Source organism: Pseudomonas sp. NY15435, assembly GCF_048068295.1.
Lineage (GTDB): Bacteria > Pseudomonadota > Gammaproteobacteria > Pseudomonadales > Pseudomonadaceae > Pseudomonas.
Genome location: NZ_JBLUQA010000001.1, coordinates 149,215 through 167,432, shown reverse-complemented (window position 1 = coordinate 167,432; position 18,218 = coordinate 149,215). Strand labels below are relative to the sequence as shown.

Here is an 18,218-nt window from a genome sequence, read left to right as displayed (position 1 = left end):
CGGGAGAGGGCTGGGGTGAGGGGAAGCCCTGTGCCGATGTCCGGTATGGGGAAAGAAAAAAGGCCCGCATTGCGCGGGCCCTTTTCATCTCGGAAGGATCAGACGCGGAAGCGGCTGACCAGCACCTGCAGTTCGTTGCCCAGGCGCGCCAGTTCGACACTGGAGGCGGCGGTTTCCTCGCTGGCGGCAGCGGTCTGCTCGGAGATGTCGCGCACGTTCATCACGCTGCGGTTGATCTCCTCGGCCACAGCGCTCTGCTGCTCGGAGGCGGCGGCGATCTGCTGGTTCATCGACTGGATGGTCGACACCGTGCGGGTAATGGCGCCCAGGCGCTCGCCGGCGCGGCGGGTCAGGTCGACGGTGCTGACGGTCAGGTCGCGGCTGGTTTCCATCATCTGCACAGCCTGCTGGGTGCCGCTCTGCAGGCCGGCAATCAGCTCCTCGATCTCCTCGGTGGAGGACTGGGTGCGTTGCGCCAGGCCGCGCACCTCGTCGGCCACCACCGCGAAACCGCGGCCGGCGTCGCCCGCGCGGGCGGCTTCGATGGCGGCGTTGAGCGCCAGCAGGTTGGTCTGCTCGGCTACCGCCTTGATCACGTCCAGCACGCTGCCGATCTTCTCGCTTTCGCGCTTGAGCTTGAGCACCGATTCGTTGGTGCGGCCGACTTCGCCGGCCAGGCGGTCCATCTGGTTTACCGCTTCGTTCACCGCGCCTTCGCCGTCTCGGGCCTGGCGGTCGGCGGCAGAGGCGGCCTCGGAGGCTTCCTCGGCGTTGCGCGCAACTTCCTGCACGGTGGCAGCCATCTCGTTCATGGCGGTGGCGACCTGGTCGGTCTCGGTCTTCTGGTTGTTCACCCCGGCGCTGGTCTGCTCGGTCACCGCGGACAGCTCCTCGGCGGCACTGGCGATCTGCGTCACGCCGTCATGAATGCGGCCGATCAGCTCGCGCAGGGACAGGTTCATGCGCTGCATGCTCTTCTGCAGTTGGCCCAGTTCGTCGTGACGGTTGGTGGGGATGTCGCGACTGAGGTCGCCGTCAGCGATGCGCTCGGCATGGCCGAGTACGTCGCGCAGCGGATTGACGATCTGCGCGGTGATGATCCAGGCGGCGATGCTGCCCAGCACCAGGGCAATTGCGGCGGCCAGCCCCAGCAGCGTTTTGGCCTGGGCAACGCCGGCGTCGCGCTTGGCGGTCTGGGTGGTGGTCAGTTCGGCGCTGAGCTTCTCGATCTGCTGGCCGGCATCGCGCATGCGGTCACGGGCGGCCTGGCTGTCGTTGACCTCGTTGCGGTAGTTGGTCAGCGCGTTGCGGTAGGTTTCCAGCGCGTCGAGGGTGGCGCGGAACTCGCCGTTCAGCTCCACCGGCGAGGTGCTCATGTCGCTCTTCACGGCGTCGATCAGTTGCTGCAGCGCGGCGAGAGCGGGTTGTTCGAGGTTCTGCGCGTCGGTGCTGGTGTAGGCCATCACTTGCAGGCGCGCCTGCATGACCGCGCGGCCGAGGCCGGCAAGGTCCTGCAGGTGCTGCAGGCCTTCGGCGCTGCCGTTGCCGACCAGCTTCTGCTCGGCCTTCTGCAGGCCTTCGCTGACGGCGCCGGCAGATTTGACCAGCACCTGCTTGGCGGCGTCGCGCTCTTCGAAGGACTTCAGCAGCTGGGCGTACAGCTTGCGGTACTCCACGCTCAGGTCGTGCTGCTGGTCGATGACGCGACGGTCCTCGGCCTCGGTGAAGCGCTCGTTCAGCGAGCGGTGGCGCTGGTCCAGCTTGTCCAGTGTATCGAGCACCGCCTTGGCATCTTCCGGAGCGCGGGTGGACTGGAATTTCAGGCGGGCGATGCGCAGGTCCTTGGCGATCGCGATCAGCTCGGATATCTCGCCGAGCTTGTCGCCCCGGCTGATCACATTGCCCAGGTTGATCCAGCCGGTGAGGGCGATCAGCAGGGTGAGCAGCAGCACCAGGCCGAAGCCTGCGGCGAGTTTGAGTTTGACAGTCAGGTTGTTGAACCAGCGAAACATGAAGGCGGCGCTCCAGGATTGAACGGGGCCGGTACGCATGGCTGAGCAGGAAATGCGCAGAGTGGGGGACGACCGGTACCGCTGATATCGGCGCGGGCGCGTGGAACTGAAGAGTTCCGGAGTGCTTTTTCTGACTGGCGGTTCACGCTGGAGGCCGCGTGGTTACTGGCTTTGCGCCAGCTTTAGTTAGAACAGTCGTGCCAGAAGTGCGGTCACGGCGGTCTCGACGCGCAGGATGCGTTCGCCCAACTGGACGGGGCTCAGGCCGGCCTCTCGCAGCTTGTCGACCTCGTAGGGAATCCAGCCGCCTTCCGGGCCGATGGCCAGCGTCACGGGTTCGTTCAGCGCGCGCGGGCACTCGGGCCAGGGGCCGGGATGGCCGATCAGGCCGAGACTGCCGGCAGCCAGGGCGGGCAGGCGGTCTTCGACGAAGGGCTTGAAGCGCTTCTCGATGATCACCTCGGGCAGCACGGTATCGCGTGCCTGCTCCAGGCCGAGGATCAACTGCTCGCGCACGGCGTCGGGTTCGAGGAACGGCGTCTGCCAGAAGCTCTTTTCCACCCGGTAGCTGTTGAGCAGCACCAGGCGCGGTACGCCCATGGCGGCAACGGTCTGCAGCACGCGGCGGAGCATCTTGGGGCGGGGCAGGGCGAGCAGGAGGGTCAGCGGCAGTTTGGCCGGCGGGGCCTGGTCGAAGCTGACCTGCAACTCGGCCTCGTTGGCTTCCAGGCGCAACAGGCGGCCTTCACCCATCAGGCCGCCAAGGCGGCCGACGCGCATCCGGTCGCCACTTTCAGCGCGGTGGACTTCCTGCATGTGGGTGAGGCGGCGGTCGCGCAGGATCACGCGGTCCGCCGCGACGAAGTCGACGTCGTCAAGCAGCAGCAGGTTCACGGGCGGGTGGCCGGCGGCTGGTCGACCTTGGACTCTTCTTCCTCTTCCGGGCCGCGCTTGCGGATCAGGTGGCTGAACAGTACGCCGGCCTCGAACAGCAACCACATCGGTACTGCCAGCAGGGTCTGCGACAGCGGGTCAGGCGGGGTGAGGATCATGCCGACCACGAAGCAGCCGATGATCACGTACGGGCGGATCTTCTTCAGGTAGGCCACGTTGACCACCCCGATCCACACCAGCAGAACGGTGGCCACGGGAATCTCGAAGGCCACGCCGAAGGCGAACAGCAGGGTGAGGAAGTCCAGGTAGCTGTTGATGTCCGTCATCGGTGTCACGCCTTCCGGGGCCTGGCCGAGGAAGAAGTGGAACATCAACGGGAACACCAGGAAGTAGGCGAAGGCCATGCCGGCATAGAACAGCACGATGCTGGAGGCCAGCAGCGGCAGGGCGACGCGCTTCTCGTGCTTGTACAGGCCGGGTGCGATGAAGCCCCAGACCTGGGCGAGGATCACCGGCATGGCGAACAGCACGGCGACGATCATGGTCAGCTTCAGCGGCGCGAGGAAGGCCGACGCCGGGTCGATGGCAATCATGGTCGCGCCTTCGGGCAGGAAGCGACGCAGCGGCTCGGAGGCCAGCGCGTAGATCTTCTGCGAGAAGTACAGCAGGCCGATGAAGATCACGAAGATCGCCACCACGCAGCGCAGCAGGCGCGTGCGCAGCTCGGTCAGGTGCGAGACCAGGGGCATTTCCTGGTCGTGTTCGGGCTGGTCGGGTTTTTCGGCGCTCATGGGGTACGCGGCGTCTCGGGCGAAGCGGGCGGCTGGCTCGCGGCGGTCGGTTGGCTGACTTCCGGCGCTTGTGGCGTAGCGGCGGGTGCCGCTTCCGGCGCGGCCGGCGGGACGATGCCGGCGCCCGGCAGGCTGTTCAGGCGGCTGTTGGGCGCGATGCTCGGCGCTGCGGGCGGCTCGGCAGGCGCCCCCTGGCCCTCAGGCTGGGTTTGCGTCTGCGGCTGCGGATTGAAGGTTTCCCGGGCCTGCTCTTGCAGGTCGGTCAACGGCGCCATCAGCTTCTTGGCTTCCTGTTCCATCTGCAGGATGTGTTCGTTGTGCAGCTGGCGGCGGATTTCATCCGCGCCCAGCTCGCGCTCCACTTCCGTCTTGATGGCGTTGAAGCTGCGCTTGAGCCGGCCGATCCACAGGCCGGCGGTGCGCGCGGCACCCGGCAGGCGGTCGGGGCCGAGCACCAGCAGGGCGACGAGGCCCACCAGCAGCAGTTCGCTGAAGCTGATACCGAACATGGTTTATTCCATCAGTCCTTGCGAGCCGGTTCTTCGACCTTCTGCGCCTGGGCGTCGATGGTGTGCGGCTGGTTCAGCGGCGGGTTGCCGGCAGCGGCGTTCGGGTCTTTCTTCTCGTCTTCCTCGGTGTTCATCGCTTTCTTGAAGCCCTTGATGGCTTCGCCGACGTCCGAACCGAGGTTCTTCAGGCGCTTGGTGCCGAAGACCAGGACCACGACGATCAGGATGACGACCCAGTGTTTCCAGTCAAAGATGCCCATCTTGTTTTCCTCGCAAAGTTGTCGGGTTCAGGCAGACGGTTGGCGCGCGGCTTTCTCGTCGTGCCCGGAAAGGCCGAAGCGGCGGTCCAGCTCGTCCAGTACCGCCTGCGGGTGCTGGCCGAGGGCGGCGAGCATCACCAGGGAGTGGAACCAGAGGTCGGCCGTTTCGTAGATCAGGTCCGTGCAGTCACCGCTGGTGGCGGCGTCCTTGGCGGCGAGAATGGTTTCCACCGACTCTTCGCCAACCTTCTCCAGGATCTTGTTCAGGCCCTTGTGATACAGGCTGGCCACGTAGGAGCTGTCCGGTGCGGCATTCTTGCGCGCTTCGAGGACTTCCGCCAGACGGGCGAGGGTATCAGTGCTCATGGGGTTTTCCTGTACCTACGTGGGAGTAGATGGCATCCGGGTCCTTGAGGACCGGGTCGACGGTCTGCCAGGCGCCGTTCTCGAACACCCGGTAGAAGCAGCTTTCGCGGCCGGTGTGGCAGGCGATGCCGCCCAGCTGTTCGACCATCAGGATCACCACGTCGGCGTCGCAGTCCAGGCGCAGTTCATGCAGCTTCTGCACGTGGCCGGAGTCCTCGCCCTTGCGCCAGAGCTTGCCGCGCGAGCGCGACCAGTAGATGGCGCGGTGCTCGGCGGCGGTGAGGGTCAGGGCTTCGCGGTTCATCCAGGCCATCATCAGCACGCGGCCGGTGCGATGGTCCTGGGCGATCGCCGGCACCAGTCCATCGGCATTCCACTTGATTTCGTCCAGCCAGTCTTTCATCTCGGGTTCCGTACAGCGGGCACGCGCGGTGCCCAGAGCCACTTTGTAAGCCACTTCGTATAGCGGTTAAGTGTGCCAGCCGCTGGGGCGACTGGCTATCGGCGCAGAATCAGATACAGACCACCGGCCAGCATCGCCCAGGCAGGCCAGGCAGCGAGGCTATGGGTGGCCAGGCCGGTTTCGGCGGCGCCGGCGACCAGCACCGCGCCGATCAGCCGCGCCGGCCAGGCGCCCGCGCCAGGGCCGCGGGTCTCGATCACCAGGCGCTTGTCCGGATCGGGGTCGCGGGACAGTCGCTCCAGGGTCTCGCGCGTCATCTGCGCCAGGTGCGGCAGTTGCTCGATGTGTTGCTGGGCATTGCGCATCAGGGTACCGGGGCTCATGCGCTCGCGCATCCAGCGTTCCAGGTAGGGCTGCGCGGTAGTCCACAGGTCCAGCTCCGGGTAGAGCTGGCGGCCCAGGCCTTCGATGTTCAGCAGGGTCTTCTGCAGCAGCACCAGTTGCGGCTGCACTTCCATGTTGAAGCGCCGTGCGGTCTGGAACAGGCGCAGCAGCACCTGGCCGAAGGAGATGTCCTTGAGTGGCTTCTCGAAGATCGGCTCGCAGACGGTGCGGATCGCCGCTTCGAAGTCGTTGACCTTGGTTTCCGCCGGCACCCAGCCCGAGTCGATGTGCAACTGGGCGACCTTGCGGTAATCGCGCTTGAAGAAGGCGATGAGGTTGCGCGCCAGGTAGTCCTGGTCCTCGTCGGTGAGGCTGCCGACGATGCCGCAGTCCACCGCGATGTACTGCGGGCTCCACGGCGTGCGGGTGCTGACGAAGATGTTGCCGGGGTGCATGTCGGCGTGGAAGAAGCTGTCGCGGAACACCTGGGTGAAGAAGATCTCCACGCCGCGCTCGGCCAGCGCCTTGAAGTCGGTGCGCTGATCGCGCAGGGTGTCCAGGTCGGTGACCGGGATGCCGTAGATACGCTCCATCACCAGCACCTTGGGGCGGCACCAGTCCCAGTAGACCTGGGGCACGTAGAGCAGCGGCGAGCCTTCGAAGTTGCGCCGCAGCTGCGAGGAGTTGGCCGCTTCACGGAGCAGGTCCAGCTCGTCGTAGATGGTTTTCTCGTAGTCGCTGACCACCTCGGCCGGGTGCAGGCGGCGGGCATCGGCGGAGATGCGCTCGGCGGTGCGGGCGAGGATGTGCAGCCAGGCGATGTCGGAGCGGATCACCGGCTCCAGGTTCGGGCGGATGACCTTGACCACCACTTCCTCGCCGCTTTTCAGCTGCGCGGTGTGCACTTGCGCCACCGAGGCGGAGGCCAGCGGCTCGCGCTCGAAGCGGGAGAACACCTGCTCGATCTTCGCGCCCAGCTGTTGCTCGATGAGCGCTACGGCCTGTTCCGGTGGGAAGGGTGGAACCTTGTCCTGCAGGAAGGCCAGCTCCAGGGCGATGTCGTCGGGGAGCAGGTCCCGGCGGGTGGAGAGGATCTGGCCGAACTTGATGAAGATCGGCCCGAGGTCTTCCAGCGCCAGCCGGATGCGCGCACCACGGCTGAGCTCCAGCGGCTTGCGCGGCAGCCAGCGCCAGGGCAGCAGGCCGCCCACCAGGCGCAGCCACCAGGGCAGGAAGGGCAGTTCGAGGACCATGTCGTCCAGGCGGTAGCGGATGGCTACGCGCTGGATGCGCAGCAGGCGGCGGATGGCGAGCAGCTTCATGCGTCAGGCTTGATCTTCTGGGTCAGGCGGGTGATCCGCGCGTCGAGGCGGTCGAGGGACATCTTCAACTGGTCCAGCTCGGCGAAGCGCGCTTCGGCTTCGTGCTGGCCGACCAGGCTGCGGCTTTCCTCGGCAAGATAGTCGGCGAGGCTCAGACGCAGGCTTTCCAGACTGTCGCCGGCCCAAGCCATGCCGCCGCGCAGGCGCGCGCCGAGCAGGTGCGCAGGCACCGGGCCGAGCCAGCGGGAGACTTCGTACTCCCAGTCCAGCTCCAGGCTCTGGAGGATATCAGCCAGCTCCAGCAGCATCGCGCTGTCACCGCCCATGGTCACTTCCGGGCTGTGCAGGACGCGGGTCTTGTCCTTGGCCAGCGCCAGTTGCAGCAGGCTGCCGGCCGGCGCGACGAGGGTGCAGTCGGGCTGGGCCTCGTGGTGCGCGGCCAGGTGCAGGCCGTCGGCATCGGGCAGGATGAACAGCCGCAGCGCGGGCGCCTGGCAGTCCACTTCCAGCACCTTGCCAGCGAGCCGGCCAAGGCGCTTCAGCGCCACGCCATCGAGCCGCAGCACGCGGTTGACGGTGGCTTCGGCGCTGGCCAGGGCGGCCTGCAGGAGCAGGGTCATCAGGGCTTGATGCCGCGGTGCAGGGCGACCACGCCGCCAGTCATGTTGTGGTAGGTGACGCGGTCGAAGCCGGCCTCCACCATCATTGACTTCAGCGTTTCCTGGTCGGGGTGCATGCGGATCGACTCGGCGAGGTAGCGGTAGCTCTCGGAGTCGTTGGTCACCAGCTTGCCCATCAGTGGCAACAGGGTGAAGGAGTAGGCATCGTAGGCCTTGGACAGCAGGCTGCTGGTGGGCTTGGAGAATTCCAGCACGAGCAGGCGGCCGCCGGGCTTGAGCACCCGCAGCATGGAGCGGATGGCTTCGTCCTTGTGGGTGACGTTGCGCAGACCGAAGGCGATGGTCACCGCGTCGAAGTAGTTGTCGGGGAACGGCAGCTTCTCGGCGTCGGCCTGGACGAAGTTGACGTTGCCGGCGACGCCGCTGTCGAGCAGCTTGTCGCGACCGACCTTGAGCATCGAGGCATTGATGTCGGCCAGTACCACTTCGCCGGTCGGGCCGACCAGGCGGGAGAACTGGCGGGTCAGATCGCCGGTGCCGCCGGCGATGTCCAGCACCCGGTTGCCGGCGCGCACGCCGGACAGTTCGATGGTGAAGCGCTTCCACAGACGGTGGATGCCGCCGGACATCAGGTCGTTCATCAGGTCGTACTTGGCGGCGACCGAGTGGAATACCTCGGCGACCTTCTCGGCCTTCTCGCTCTCGCGCACGGTCTTGTAGCCGAAGTGCGTGGTGGGATCGGCGCCGTCCTGGCCGGCTTGTGGCTTGCGCGGTTCGCTCATGGCATTTCTACCCTGGAAGTCAGTGGCGGGCATTCTAACAGGATGCGCAGAAAACGCCGCTCCGCTCGCCGCCGCATGAGGGGTGCCGGGGTGCGGCGATACGGCGCGGCGCGTATCATCTGGAAAGTCAGTCACTCGCGGAGTTCAAGAATGTCCCGTATCCATGTCGAACGATCCCACTCCCTCGGCCTTGAAGCCGCCCGCGCCAAGGCGGAGAAACTTGCCGACAAGCTCGGCCGCGAGCATGGCGTGAGCAGCGAGTGGCAGGGCGACACCCTGCTGTTCAAGCGCAGCGGCGTGGACGGGCGCATCGAGGTGGCCGCGGACAGGGTCGCGGTGGACGTGAAGCTGGGGCTGATGCTTTCGGCCATGGGCGGCCTGCTCAAGGGCGAGATCGAGCGTGCGCTGGACAAGGCCCTGGCCTGATGCCTTCCGGCCCCGCTTCTCGCGGGGCCATGCTGCTTTCGGGCGGCGCCGGCTTTCCCTCGAAGCCTGGTATGTGTTTTCTAATTTTCCCCGATACCTTGACTCACAGTCCCGCCTTTCGCGGGCAGCTATTCGACATCATCGAATCCGAACCCTGTGAGGTGCCACCATGGCCAAGGCTGTCAGCAAGAAGAAAGTCGTAGAGCTCGAATCCTCTCTCTACTCCGATGCCAAGCACTACGCCCGGCAGATCTGGCTTGCGGGCCTGGGCACCTACGCTCGCGTGGGTCAGGAAGGCAGCGAGTACTTCAAGGAACTGGTCAAGTCCGGCGAGTCCGTGGAGAAGAAAGGCCGCGACCTGGTGACCACCCAGATCGACGCCGCCAATGACAGCGTCAAGGGCCGACTGCACAGCGTGAAGGCCAAGCTGAACTTCGAGAAGATCGAGGAAGCGTTCGATGCACGTGTCGCCTCTGCCCTCAATCGAATCGGAATTCCCTCCAGGCGTGATGTGGAGGCGCTCTCTGCTAAGCTGGATGAGCTGAGCGCAGTGCTCGAGCGTGTCGCGAGAACCCAATAAGGAGAGCAGGATGGCTGGCAAAAAAACTACCGATAAAAAAGAGTCCAGTTGGATCGGCGAGATCGAGAAATACTCGCGGCAGATCTGGCTGGCTGGCTTGGGGGCCTACTCGAAGGTCAGCAAGGACGGCAGCAAGGTGTTCGAGACCCTGGTCAAGGACGGCGAGAAGGCTGAGAAACTGGCCAAGACCGAAGTCGAGGGTGCGGTGAAGACTTCCACCCGTTCCGCGAAAGCGCGCGTCGATGCCGTCAAGGGCGCCGCGATCGGCAAGTGGGGCGAGCTGGAAGAAGCCTTCGACAAGCGCCTGAACAGCGCGATCTCGCGCCTGGGCGTTCCCAGCAGCCGTGAAGTGAAAGACCTGCACAGCAAGGTCGACAGCCTCACCAAGCAGATCGAGAAGCTCACCGGCGTCAGCGTCGCCAAACCGGCCGCCAAGGCTGCCGCGAAACCCGCAGCGAAAGCCGCCGCCAAACCGGCCGCGAAACCCGCTGTGAAGACCGCGGCTTCCAAACCGGCTGCCAAAACCGCCGCCAAGCCCGCTGCGAAACCTGCAGCGAAGCCGGCCGCCAAGCCCGCCGCTAAAGCCGCCGCAAAACCGGCTGCCAAGGCTGCCGCGAAACCCGCAGCCAAGCCTGCTGCCAAGCCGGCTGCCAAGGCTGCGGCCAAGCCTGCCGCGAAACCGGCTGCCAAGCCCGCTGCTGCGAAAGCCGCCGCGAAGCCCGCTGCAAAACCGGCTGCTGCCGCCAAGCCTGCCGCTGCGAAACCTGCAGCCAAGCCGGCCGCGGCGAAGAAGCCCGCCGTGAAGAAGCCTGCTGCACCCAAGGCTGCCGCCAAACCGGCCGCTGCGAAACCGGCAACCGCCCCGGCCGCCACTGCTGCACCGTCGGCTCCCGCCGCCGCACCAGCCGTGACGCCGTCCGCCGCTGCTCCGGCAACGCCGCCGTCCCAGGCCTGATTGGTCTGCCGCAACACCCACGCCCGGCCTCGCGCCGGGCGTTTTCATTTCTGAGGGGCGTGAGTCAGGGGGCGAGGTAGCGCTTGGCGAGTCGTTCGGCGATCAGCTGCGAGTCCGGGCGCAAGTGCGGCGCCACCAGCATCATCACCTGGAACACTACCTGGCGGACGTCACCTTCGTGGTCGAGGATGCGCTGGTAGTCGAGGGAGAACAGCAGGGTCAGGGTGATCTGCTCCACCAGCTGGCCGAGGGCGTCGGTATCGCTGACCAGTTCGTCCTGCGCCTTGAGTTGCGCGAGCAGGGTAGCCAGGGTGCGCTTGAGCTGGTTGAGCCAGGCACGCACGCCGCGGGCCAGCTTGGGCAGCTTGCCGGAGAGGTTGGAAAGGTCCTGGAAGAGGAAGCGGTAGTGCGCCAGGCGCTCGACGATCAGGTGCAGAAACAGCCAGTAGTCCTCGGCGCCCAGTCGCACGTCTTCGGGCGGATCGAGCAGCGGCGCCAGTTCGTCCTGGAAGCGCTCGAACAGCGCCAGCACCAGCGGCTCCTTGCCGTGGAAGTGGTAGTAGAGATTGCCGGGGCTGATGCCCAGTTCGGTGGCGATCTCCAGGGTGGACACGTTGGGCTCGCCCTGCTCGTTGAACAGTTGCAGGGCGCATTCGAGAATCCGGTCGCGCGTTTTCATCCGTGCTCTTGTTCCAGCCGCAGTGGGCCGACGATAGCCGCAGGGGAGTTGGCTGCCAATGGTTTCGCGGCAAACTTCCGCATGGCTTGCCTGTAAGGGCGAGCTTGCTCGCGAACGGTATTTCCGGAGACGCCGTCGCTCGCTCGGTCGGTTCGCGAGCAAGCTCGCTCCTACAAAAGCTCCGATATCACGGCTCAACGCACGTGCACGTAAGTCCCTGGCGCGGCTTCTTTGGGCGGGTGCTCGGCGTTGCCCAGTTCGAAGTTCACGGCGCGACGTTCGCCTGAGCGCTCCTGAATCCATTCCAGCCATACCGGCCACCAACTGCCCTCCTGGCGTTTGGTGTCGTAGTACCAGGCGCGGGGGTCGGAGCTGATCTTGCCGTTCTCGAAGTAGCAGGCCTTGGGGTTGCCCGGTGGGTTGAGGATGCTCTGGATGTGCCCGCTGTTGGACAGCACGAAGCGAGTCTCGCCGCCCAGCAACTGGGCTGAGCGGTACACCGCGTCCCACGGGGTGATGTGGTCGGTGATGCCGGCGACGTGGAAGTTGTCCACCGCCACCTTCTTCAGGTCGATGGGGGTGCCGTTGACCTCCATGGCGCCAGGTCGCGCCAGCGGGTTGTGCTTGAAGAAGTCGAGGAAGTCGCCGTGCAGCGCGGCGGGCAGGCGGGTGTTGTCGTTGTTCCAGTAGAGGATGTCGAAGGCCGGCGGTTGCTTGCCCAGCAGGTAGTTGTTGACCCAGTAGTTCCAGATCAGGTCGTTGGGGCGCATCCAGGCGAACACCTTGGCCATGTCGCGGCCATCCAGCACGCCGTGCTGGTAGGAGCGGCGCTTGCTGCTCTCCAGGGTCTGCTCGTCGGCGAATAGCGCAGCGGGGGTTTCCACCTGGCTGTCCAGCAGACTCACCAGGTAGGTGGCGCTGGCGATCTTGCGCAATTGCCGACGCGCCTGCAGATGGCCCTGCAGCGCGGCGATGGTCAGGCCGCCGGAGCAGGCGCCCATCAGGTTGACACTGCGGCTGCCGCTGATGGAGCGGCATACCTCGATGGCCTCATCCAGCGCCTGGGTGTAGGTCGACAGTCCCCACTCGCGGTGGCGCGCGTCGGGGTTGCGCCAGCTCACTATGAAGACCTGCAGGTTGTTCTTCAGGGCGAACTGGACGAAGCTCTTTTCCGCTGACAGATCGAAGATGTAGTACTTGTTGATCTGCGGCGGCACGATCAGCAGCGGCTTGGCATACAGGTGCTCGCCCATCGGCTTGTACTGGATCAGCTCCAGCACTTCGTTGCGGAACACTACGGCGCCGGGCGTGGTGGCCAGGTTCTGGCCGATCTCGAAGGCGCTGCGGTTGACCTGGCTGGGCATCCCGCCGTTGTGCCTCAGGTCGTCCAGCAGGTGCTGCACGCCCTTGAGCAAGCTCTGTCCGCCGGTGTTGAACAACTCCTTTACCGCCAGCGGGTTGATCAGGGTATTCGAGGGTGCGGCGGCATCGGAGAGGATCGACAGCAGGAAGCGCGCGCGGGCGCGGTCGTCGTGGTTCAGGTCGCTCTCATCCACCCAGGCCAGCAGTTGCTTTTGCCAGGCCAGGTACGCCTGCACGGTGCGCCGGTAAAGTGGGTTCAGGCGCCACGACGGGTCCTGGAAACGGGCATCCTGGGGATTGGGCTGCAACGGTGAATCGCCGATCAGCACCTTGCCCATCTGCTTGCCGAAGGCTGCCAGATGCCGTGCCGAATGCATCGGCTGGCGCACGCCCTGCAGCGCCAGCGTGCGCAGGGTGGACAGCATGTCCTTGCCGCGCAGGCCGACCATCGCGCTCTGCGCATTCATGTATTGGGTGGGAACGGGGACGCTACCAGGCTCAGCTTTCTCTCGCATGAACAGCACTCCGTAAAGGGTCCGACCTGCCAATGGCGACGCAAAGCCTGTACCAGAATCGGGAATGGCCCGTTCCAGACACTTGCCGCCGGTTCGAGGGATGTGCACGGGTATCGACGCGAGAGAAAACTGCCCGAAAACAGGGCAGCGGATCAGCAGCCGGGTTGCCCTGCGGACACCCGGGCAGGCGGCCGCAGTTGAGGTCCCGATTCAGGCGTTACGTGTCGATACCCGTGAACACGCCTGTTTGTTGTTCGGCTCTTTAAAAAAAGTGCCTGCGCGGCGATCGGTCAAGGCAGCTTGCCCTCGAACTATGACGAACCTGTGATGCGTCAGCTGGCCTTGGGAGTGAACGGGCGGGGGTGGATCACGGCGCGCTGCCGTTCTTCCTGGAGGAATTTCATGATGATCGGCGCCACGGTTTCGGCGCGGGTCACCAGGAACAGGTGGCCGTCATCGATCACGTGGAGCTCGGCGTTGGGGATGCGCCAGGCCAGCATGCGCATGTTGATCAGCGGGATGATCGGGTCGTCGTCGCCGGCGAGGATCAGCGTCGGCTGACGGATCTTGTGCAGCCAGTGGATGCTGGTCCAGCCCAGGCCGGCGAACAGTTGCCAGTAGTAGCCCATCTTGCCCGACGAGCGCACCTTGCTGGCGAAGGCCATGGCCAGCTTAGGGTCGCGGCGGAAGGCGCCGCCATAGATGTCCGGGGCGATGTGCACGCCATAGGAGGGCTGGATATAGCGCCGCGGGCTGGCCATGCGCCAGAGTACCCGCGGCTTGCCCGGCACCATCACCGCGCCGGCAGCGGTGGCGGCGAGAATCAGCTTCTTGCAGCGCTCCGGGTAGTCATGGGCGAACTGCTGCGCCAGGGCGCCGCCCCACGACACGCCGATGGCCGTCACCTGGCCGTAGTCCAGGTAATCGAGCATCCGCGCCGCCAGTTTGGCCAGGCCGGGGAAGCGGTACGGCGTGCTTGGGGTCGAGGAGCCGCCAACGCCGGGGACGTCGAAGGCGATCACCTCCAGGTCCGGGTCCAGCGCGGCGACGAAGGGGAAGACCAGTTCCAGGTTGGCACCGATGCCGTTGAAGATCAGCAGCGGCGTCATGTGTTTCTTGCCCGGGCGCACGGCGGTGCGGATGGTCTGCCCGTCGAGCTCGATGGTGCGGAACTCGAAGGGCTGCGCCGCCGGCGCCTTGCTCGGCAGGATCTCCTCGTCGCTGCGTTTGCTGCGCGCGCGCCGGCTCGTCGGCGCGGCCACTTCCACGGCCGTCGACGATTCTGGAGTGTTGGCGTCGTCCACGGCGCCGGCTTGCGGGAGGAGTTCTGTTTTCATCGTTCGTGTACGTAGGTTCCGGGGGAGGCTTCGCCAGCCGGATAGGTTTTGTTACCCAGCGAAGTCGGCGCCTTGCGCGTTTTGCCGGAGCGTTCGGCCAGCCAGTTCTGCCAGTGCAGCCACCAGGAGTCGGCGTGCTTGCTGGCGTTTTCCTGCCAGGTCTTCGGATCCACCGAGAGTTCCGGGCCGGTCATGAAGCGTGCCTTGGGGTTACCCGGCGGGTTGAGGATGCTCTGGATGTGCCCGCTGTTGGAAAGGACGAATTCGCACTTGCCGCCGAGCAGGCGCGCAGAGCGGTAGCAGGCTTCCCACGGGGTGATGTGGTCGTTGAGGCCCGCCAGGCAATAGAAGTCGCAGGTCACCTGCTTGAGATCGATCGGTGTGCCACCCACCTCCAGCGCACCGGAGCGGCTCAGCGGGTTGGTCTTGAACATTTCCACCAGTTCGCCGTGCAGTGCGGCCGGCAGGCGCGTGGTGTCGTTGTTCCAGAACAGGATGTCGAAGGCTGGCGGCTCGTTGCCGAGCAGGTAGTTGTTGACCCAATAGTTCCAGATCAGATCGTTGGGACGCATCCAGGCAAACACCTTGGCCATGTCCTTGCCTTCCAGCACGCCGGCCTGGTACGAGCGGCGCTTGGCGGCTTCCAGGGTCTTCTCGTCGGCGAACAGGGCGACCTGGGTATCCAGTTCGAAGTCCAGCACGCTGACCATCTGGGTGAAGGCGTTGACCTTTTTCTCGCCCAGCGCGGCGTAGTGGCCGAGCAGGGTGACGGTGGTGATGCCGCCGGAGCAGGCGCCGAGCATGTTCAGGTCCTTGGCGCCGGTGATGGCCAGGACCACGTCGATGGCTTCCTTCAGCGCCTCGATGTAGGTGGTCAGGCCCCACTCGCGCTGCGCCTTGGTCGGGTTGCGCCAGCTGACGATGAAGGTCTGTACCTGGTTGCGCAGGCAGAAGCGCGCCAGGCTCTTCTCCGGCGACAGGTCGAAGACGTAGAACTTGTTGATCTGCGGAGGCACCACCAGCAGCGGGCGCTCATGCACGCTCTCGGTGATCGGCTTGTACTGGATCAGTTCCAGCACGTCGTTGCGGAACACCACCGCGCCATCAGTGACGGCCAGGTTCTTGCCGACCTCGAAGGCGTCCATGTTCACCTGGCTGGGCATGCCGCCGTTGTTCACCAGGTCCTTGGCCAGATGGGTAAGACCGTCGAGCAGGCTCTTGCCGCCGGTCTCGAAGAAACGTTTGACCGCCGCCGGGTTGGACAGCGTGTTGGTCGGCGCCATGGCCTCGGTCATCAGGTTGATGACGAATTGGCCGCGGCTGATGTCCTGGGGTGACAGGTCGCTCTCACCCATCCAGGTGTGCAACTCCTTGCGCCAGGCCAGGTAGGTCTGCAGATAACGGCGGTAGAGCGGGTTCTGGCTCCAGGCCGGATCGTTGAAGCGACGGTCGTCGTCCGACGGCTTCAGGTCGGATTTGCCGAGCAGCACGTTCTTCAGCTCCAGGCCGAAGTGGGTCACGTGCTTGGCGCTGTGGAAGGGCTGCTTGATCGCTTGCAGCAACACCATCCGGGCAGAGGTGAGCAGGTCCTTGCCGCGAATCCCGATCACCGGGTTCAGGGCGAGGGTATTTTCCGCGGCTTGCTGGGGTAGATCGCTGTTGTTCTTCTGGGTCATCGGCGACGCTCCATTGTCCTGAGACGCATACTGGCGGGGCTCACCTTCGTGACGTAGGGCCAAGTACTTCTCGGGGTTGCGGAACGTGGAGACAGCTCCACGCGATTCATCTACTTGGCGGCATCACTGGAACTTCTGGTGACCACGCTCTGTGCACTGTAACTCCGTACATTGCACTGCCTTGGTTACCCGAGTTTCCTTCGCCGCGCAAGCTGGTGCAGCGTGGGCCAACTCCTAGGAGTATGTCGGGAAAAGTTAGAAAACGCGCCCTAGAGCGGGGGCATCTCGCCAATCCCCTGACGGCGAACACGCAGGCAGCAGTCTGCAACGGGAATGTTGCAAATGGCGTGCCCTGGAGCGATTGCCCGACGAAGGTTGGTGCGCAGGGAGAGCTGGAGGGATAGATCGAACGAGTTGTAGGAGCGGTGCGGGGGCTTTTGTAGGAGCGAGCTTGCTCGCGAACGAATCACCCGGCAGCCCCGAGGCTGGGCTGGTTCGCGAGCAAGCTCGCTCCTACGAAATGAACTTACAGCATGAGTTTGACCACGGACTCCGACGGGTCGCGCGATTTGCCGGCTTTCTCCAGCTGCGCCAGATAGTCGGCCCACATCTCGTCCTGGCGCACGCACAGCTCGTAGAGGTAATCCCAGGTGAACAGGCCGCTGTCGTGGCCGTCGTCGAAGGTCAGTTTGAGCGCGTACTGCCCAGCCGGTTCCAGATTGCTCAGGCCGACATTCAGCTTGCCCACCTGCAGCACCGGATTGCCGTGACCCTGGACCTCCGCCGACGGCGAGTGCACACGCAGGAATTCCGCGGAAAGCTCGTAGGACTGCTCCCCGTAGGTCAGCGAAAGCTTCTTGGAGGCCTTGTGCAGCTTGATGGCGGAAGGGATGTGCATGGGTGACTCCTGAACGGTCATGGCGGCATTGTAGCGCCGCGCAAAAAGGAAGGGGCGCCCTGAGGCGCCCCGTCGCTGTGGCGTTGATCCGTTTACAGGATGTAGCGCGACAGGTCCTCGTCCTGGGCCAGTTCGCCCAGATGGCCGTTGACGTAGGCCGCGTCGATCACGATGGCCTTGTCGCTGTGCTCGCTGGCGAGGTCGGCGGCGTCGAAGGACACCTCTTCGAGCAGGCGCTCGAGCAAGGTGTGCAGGCGACGGGCACCGATGTTCTCGGTCTTCTCGTTGACCTGGAAGGCGATCTCCGCGAGGCGCTTGATGCCGTCGGCGGCGAACTCGATGTCCAGGCCTTCGGTCTTCAGCAGCGCGGTGTACTGCTCGGTCAACGAAGCGTGCGGCTCGCTGAGGATGCGCTCGAAGTCGCTCGGGCTCAGGGCTTTCAGCTCGACGCGGATCGGCAGGCGGCCTTGCAGTTCCGGCACCAGGTCGCTGGGCTTGGACAGGTGGAATGCGCCCGAGGCGATGAACAGGATGTGGTCGGTTTTCACCATGCCCAGCTTGGTGTTCACCGTGCAGCCTTCGATCAGCGGCAGCAGGTCACGCTGCACGCCCTCGCGGGAGACGTCGGCGCCGCCCACGTTGCCGCGCTTGGCGATCTTGTCGATCTCGTCGATGAAGACGATGCCGTTCTGCTCGACCGCTTCCAGGGCGCGGGCCTTGAGGTCTTCTTCATTGACCAGGCGCTGCGCTTCCTCGTCGCGGATCAGCTTCATGGCCTCGGCGACCTTCAGCTTGCGGGACTTGCGCTTGCCCTTGCCCATGTTGGAGAACAGGTTCTGCAACTGGTTGGTCATCTCCTCCATGCCGGGCGGGGCCATGATTTCCACGCCTGAGGGGATGTCGGCGACCTCGATGTCGATTTCCTTGTCGTCCAGCTGGCCTTCGCGCAGGCGCTTGCGGAACAGCTGGCGGGTGTTCGAATCCTCGCGTGCCGGCTCATCGCCGAAGCCGGTGGTGCGCGCCGGCGGCAGCAGGGCGTCGAGGATGCGCTCTTCGGCGGCGTCTTCGGCGCGGTACTTCACCTTCTGCACTTCCTGCTCGCGGAGCATCTTGATCGCGGCATCGGCGAGGTCGCGGATGATCGACTCGACGTCACGGCCGACGTAGCCGACTTCGGTGAACTTGGTCGCTTCCACCTTGATGAACGGTGCGTTGGCCAGCTTGGCCAGGCGGCGAGCGATCTCGGTCTTGCCGACGCCTGTCGGGCCGATCATCAGGATGTTCTTGGGCGTCACTTCGGCGCGCAGCTCGGCGGGGAGCTGCATGCGCCGCCAGCGGTTGCGCAGGGCGATGGCGACGGCGCGCTTGGCATCGTCCTGGCCGATGATGTGGCGGTTGAGTTCGTGGACGATCTCGCGGGGAGTCATGGACATTTGACGTGCTACTC

At 65.2% G+C, this 18,218-nt stretch carries 19 protein-coding genes and 1 pseudogene; 3 read left to right on the top strand and 17 right to left on the bottom strand.

Annotation, left to right across the window (positions count from 1 at the left end):
- Positions 1-98: 98 nt before the first annotated feature.
- From ACNFH5_RS00795 to ubiE, 11 genes and pseudogenes are all read right to left on the bottom strand, one after another.
- Positions 99-812 carry a methyl-accepting chemotaxis protein gene (locus tag ACNFH5_RS00795; RefSeq protein ID WP_371914083.1) on the bottom strand — a complete coding sequence of 238 codons (714 nt, stop codon included), beginning with the start codon at positions 810-812 and terminating at the stop codon, positions 99-101.
- 159 nt (positions 813-971) lie between these two features.
- Positions 972-2,012: pseudogene (locus tag ACNFH5_RS00790) on the bottom strand (methyl-accepting chemotaxis protein); the annotation flags it as partial.
- Positions 2,013-2,198: 186 nt separating this feature from the next.
- Positions 2,199-2,906 carry a 16S rRNA (uracil(1498)-N(3))-methyltransferase gene (locus ACNFH5_RS00785; RefSeq protein ID WP_416743524.1) on the bottom strand — a complete coding sequence of 236 codons (708 nt, stop codon included), beginning with the start codon at positions 2,904-2,906 and terminating at the stop codon, positions 2,199-2,201.
- The gene (gene tatC, locus ACNFH5_RS00780; RefSeq protein ID WP_416743522.1) at positions 2,903-3,697 is read right to left on the bottom strand and encodes a twin-arginine translocase subunit TatC; all 795 of its coding nucleotides are present in this window, start codon (positions 3,695-3,697) and stop codon (positions 2,903-2,905) included. Before tatC ends, ACNFH5_RS00785 begins: the two co-directional genes overlap by 4 nt.
- The gene (tatB, locus tag ACNFH5_RS00775; protein WP_416743520.1) at positions 3,694-4,206 is read right to left on the bottom strand and encodes a Sec-independent protein translocase protein TatB; all 513 of its coding nucleotides are present in this window, start codon (positions 4,204-4,206) and stop codon (positions 3,694-3,696) included. Before tatB ends, tatC begins: the two co-directional genes overlap by 4 nt.
- A gap of 11 nt (positions 4,207-4,217) precedes the next feature.
- Positions 4,218-4,466 (bottom strand): twin-arginine translocase TatA/TatE family subunit, encoded by a 249-nt coding sequence (locus tag ACNFH5_RS00770; RefSeq protein WP_017520155.1) that lies wholly within the window; start codon positions 4,464-4,466, stop codon positions 4,218-4,220.
- 27 nt (positions 4,467-4,493) lie between these two features.
- Complete coding sequence (locus ACNFH5_RS00765; protein ID WP_065086256.1) at positions 4,494-4,832, bottom strand: phosphoribosyl-ATP diphosphatase; 339 nt, start codon at positions 4,830-4,832, stop codon at positions 4,494-4,496.
- Entirely contained in the window at positions 4,822-5,235 is a 414-nt protein-coding gene (gene hisI, locus ACNFH5_RS00760) for a phosphoribosyl-AMP cyclohydrolase (RefSeq protein WP_416743518.1), read from the bottom strand. The genes ACNFH5_RS00765 and hisI overlap by 11 nt, the downstream gene beginning before the upstream one ends.
- Positions 5,236-5,330: 95 nt before the next feature.
- Complete coding sequence (gene ubiB, locus ACNFH5_RS00755; protein ID WP_416743516.1) at positions 5,331-6,941, bottom strand: ubiquinone biosynthesis regulatory protein kinase UbiB; 1,611 nt, start codon at positions 6,939-6,941, stop codon at positions 5,331-5,333.
- Positions 6,938-7,564, bottom strand: a complete 627-nt coding sequence (locus tag ACNFH5_RS00750) for a ubiquinone biosynthesis accessory factor UbiJ (RefSeq protein WP_416744362.1) — start codon at positions 7,562-7,564, stop codon at positions 6,938-6,940. Before ACNFH5_RS00750 ends, ubiB begins: the two co-directional genes overlap by 4 nt.
- Complete coding sequence (gene ubiE, locus ACNFH5_RS00745; RefSeq protein WP_045212891.1) at positions 7,561-8,343, bottom strand: bifunctional demethylmenaquinone methyltransferase/2-methoxy-6-polyprenyl-1,4-benzoquinol methylase UbiE; 783 nt, start codon at positions 8,341-8,343, stop codon at positions 7,561-7,563. Before ubiE ends, ACNFH5_RS00750 begins: the two co-directional genes overlap by 4 nt.
- Before the next feature lie 150 nt (positions 8,344-8,493).
- On the opposite strand from ubiE, the gene ACNFH5_RS00740 reads away from it, so the two are divergent.
- The 3 genes from ACNFH5_RS00740 to ACNFH5_RS00730 all read left to right on the top strand — a co-directional run bounded on the left by ACNFH5_RS00740 (position 8,494) and on the right by ACNFH5_RS00730 (position 10,304).
- Positions 8,494-8,769: a polyhydroxyalkanoic acid system family protein gene (locus tag ACNFH5_RS00740; RefSeq protein WP_416743514.1), complete on the top strand. Its 276-nt coding sequence runs from the start codon at positions 8,494-8,496 to the stop codon at positions 8,767-8,769.
- Between the two features lie 169 nt (positions 8,770-8,938).
- Complete coding sequence (locus ACNFH5_RS00735; RefSeq protein WP_416743513.1) at positions 8,939-9,349, top strand: phasin family protein; 411 nt, start codon at positions 8,939-8,941, stop codon at positions 9,347-9,349.
- Positions 9,350-9,359: 10 nt separating this feature from the next.
- Positions 9,360-10,304: a phasin family protein gene (locus ACNFH5_RS00730; RefSeq protein WP_416743512.1), complete on the top strand. Its 945-nt coding sequence runs from the start codon at positions 9,360-9,362 to the stop codon at positions 10,302-10,304.
- A gap of 64 nt (positions 10,305-10,368) precedes the next feature.
- Here the strand turns inward: ACNFH5_RS00730 and ACNFH5_RS00725 are convergent, their stop codons facing one another.
- The 6 genes from ACNFH5_RS00725 to hslU form a co-directional block, all read right to left on the bottom strand.
- Entirely contained in the window at positions 10,369-10,983 is a 615-nt protein-coding gene (locus ACNFH5_RS00725; RefSeq protein ID WP_416743511.1) for a TetR/AcrR family transcriptional regulator, read from the bottom strand.
- 194 nt (positions 10,984-11,177) lie between these two features.
- Positions 11,178-12,860, bottom strand: a complete 1,683-nt coding sequence (gene phaC, locus ACNFH5_RS00720; RefSeq protein ID WP_416743510.1) for a class II poly(R)-hydroxyalkanoic acid synthase — start codon at positions 12,858-12,860, stop codon at positions 11,178-11,180.
- Positions 12,861-13,192: 332 nt separating this feature from the next.
- Positions 13,193-14,197 carry a poly(3-hydroxyalkanoate) depolymerase gene (gene phaZ / locus ACNFH5_RS00715; RefSeq protein WP_416743509.1) on the bottom strand — a complete coding sequence of 335 codons (1,005 nt, stop codon included), beginning with the start codon at positions 14,195-14,197 and terminating at the stop codon, positions 13,193-13,195.
- Positions 14,194-15,873, bottom strand: coding sequence for a class II poly(R)-hydroxyalkanoic acid synthase (phaC, locus tag ACNFH5_RS00710; protein WP_416743508.1), 1,680 nt, complete (start codon positions 15,871-15,873; stop codon positions 14,194-14,196). Before phaC (ACNFH5_RS00710) ends, phaZ begins: the two co-directional genes overlap by 4 nt.
- 526 nt (positions 15,874-16,399) lie before the next feature.
- Positions 16,400-16,771 (bottom strand): gamma-butyrobetaine hydroxylase-like domain-containing protein, encoded by a 372-nt coding sequence (locus ACNFH5_RS00705; protein ID WP_413352283.1) that lies wholly within the window; start codon positions 16,769-16,771, stop codon positions 16,400-16,402.
- 92 nt (positions 16,772-16,863) lie between these two features.
- On the bottom strand, positions 16,864-18,204 hold the full coding sequence (gene hslU / locus ACNFH5_RS00700; protein WP_138525370.1) for an ATP-dependent protease ATPase subunit HslU: 1,341 nt from the start codon (positions 18,202-18,204) through the stop codon (positions 16,864-16,866).
- Positions 18,205-18,218: the final 14 nt, after the last annotated feature.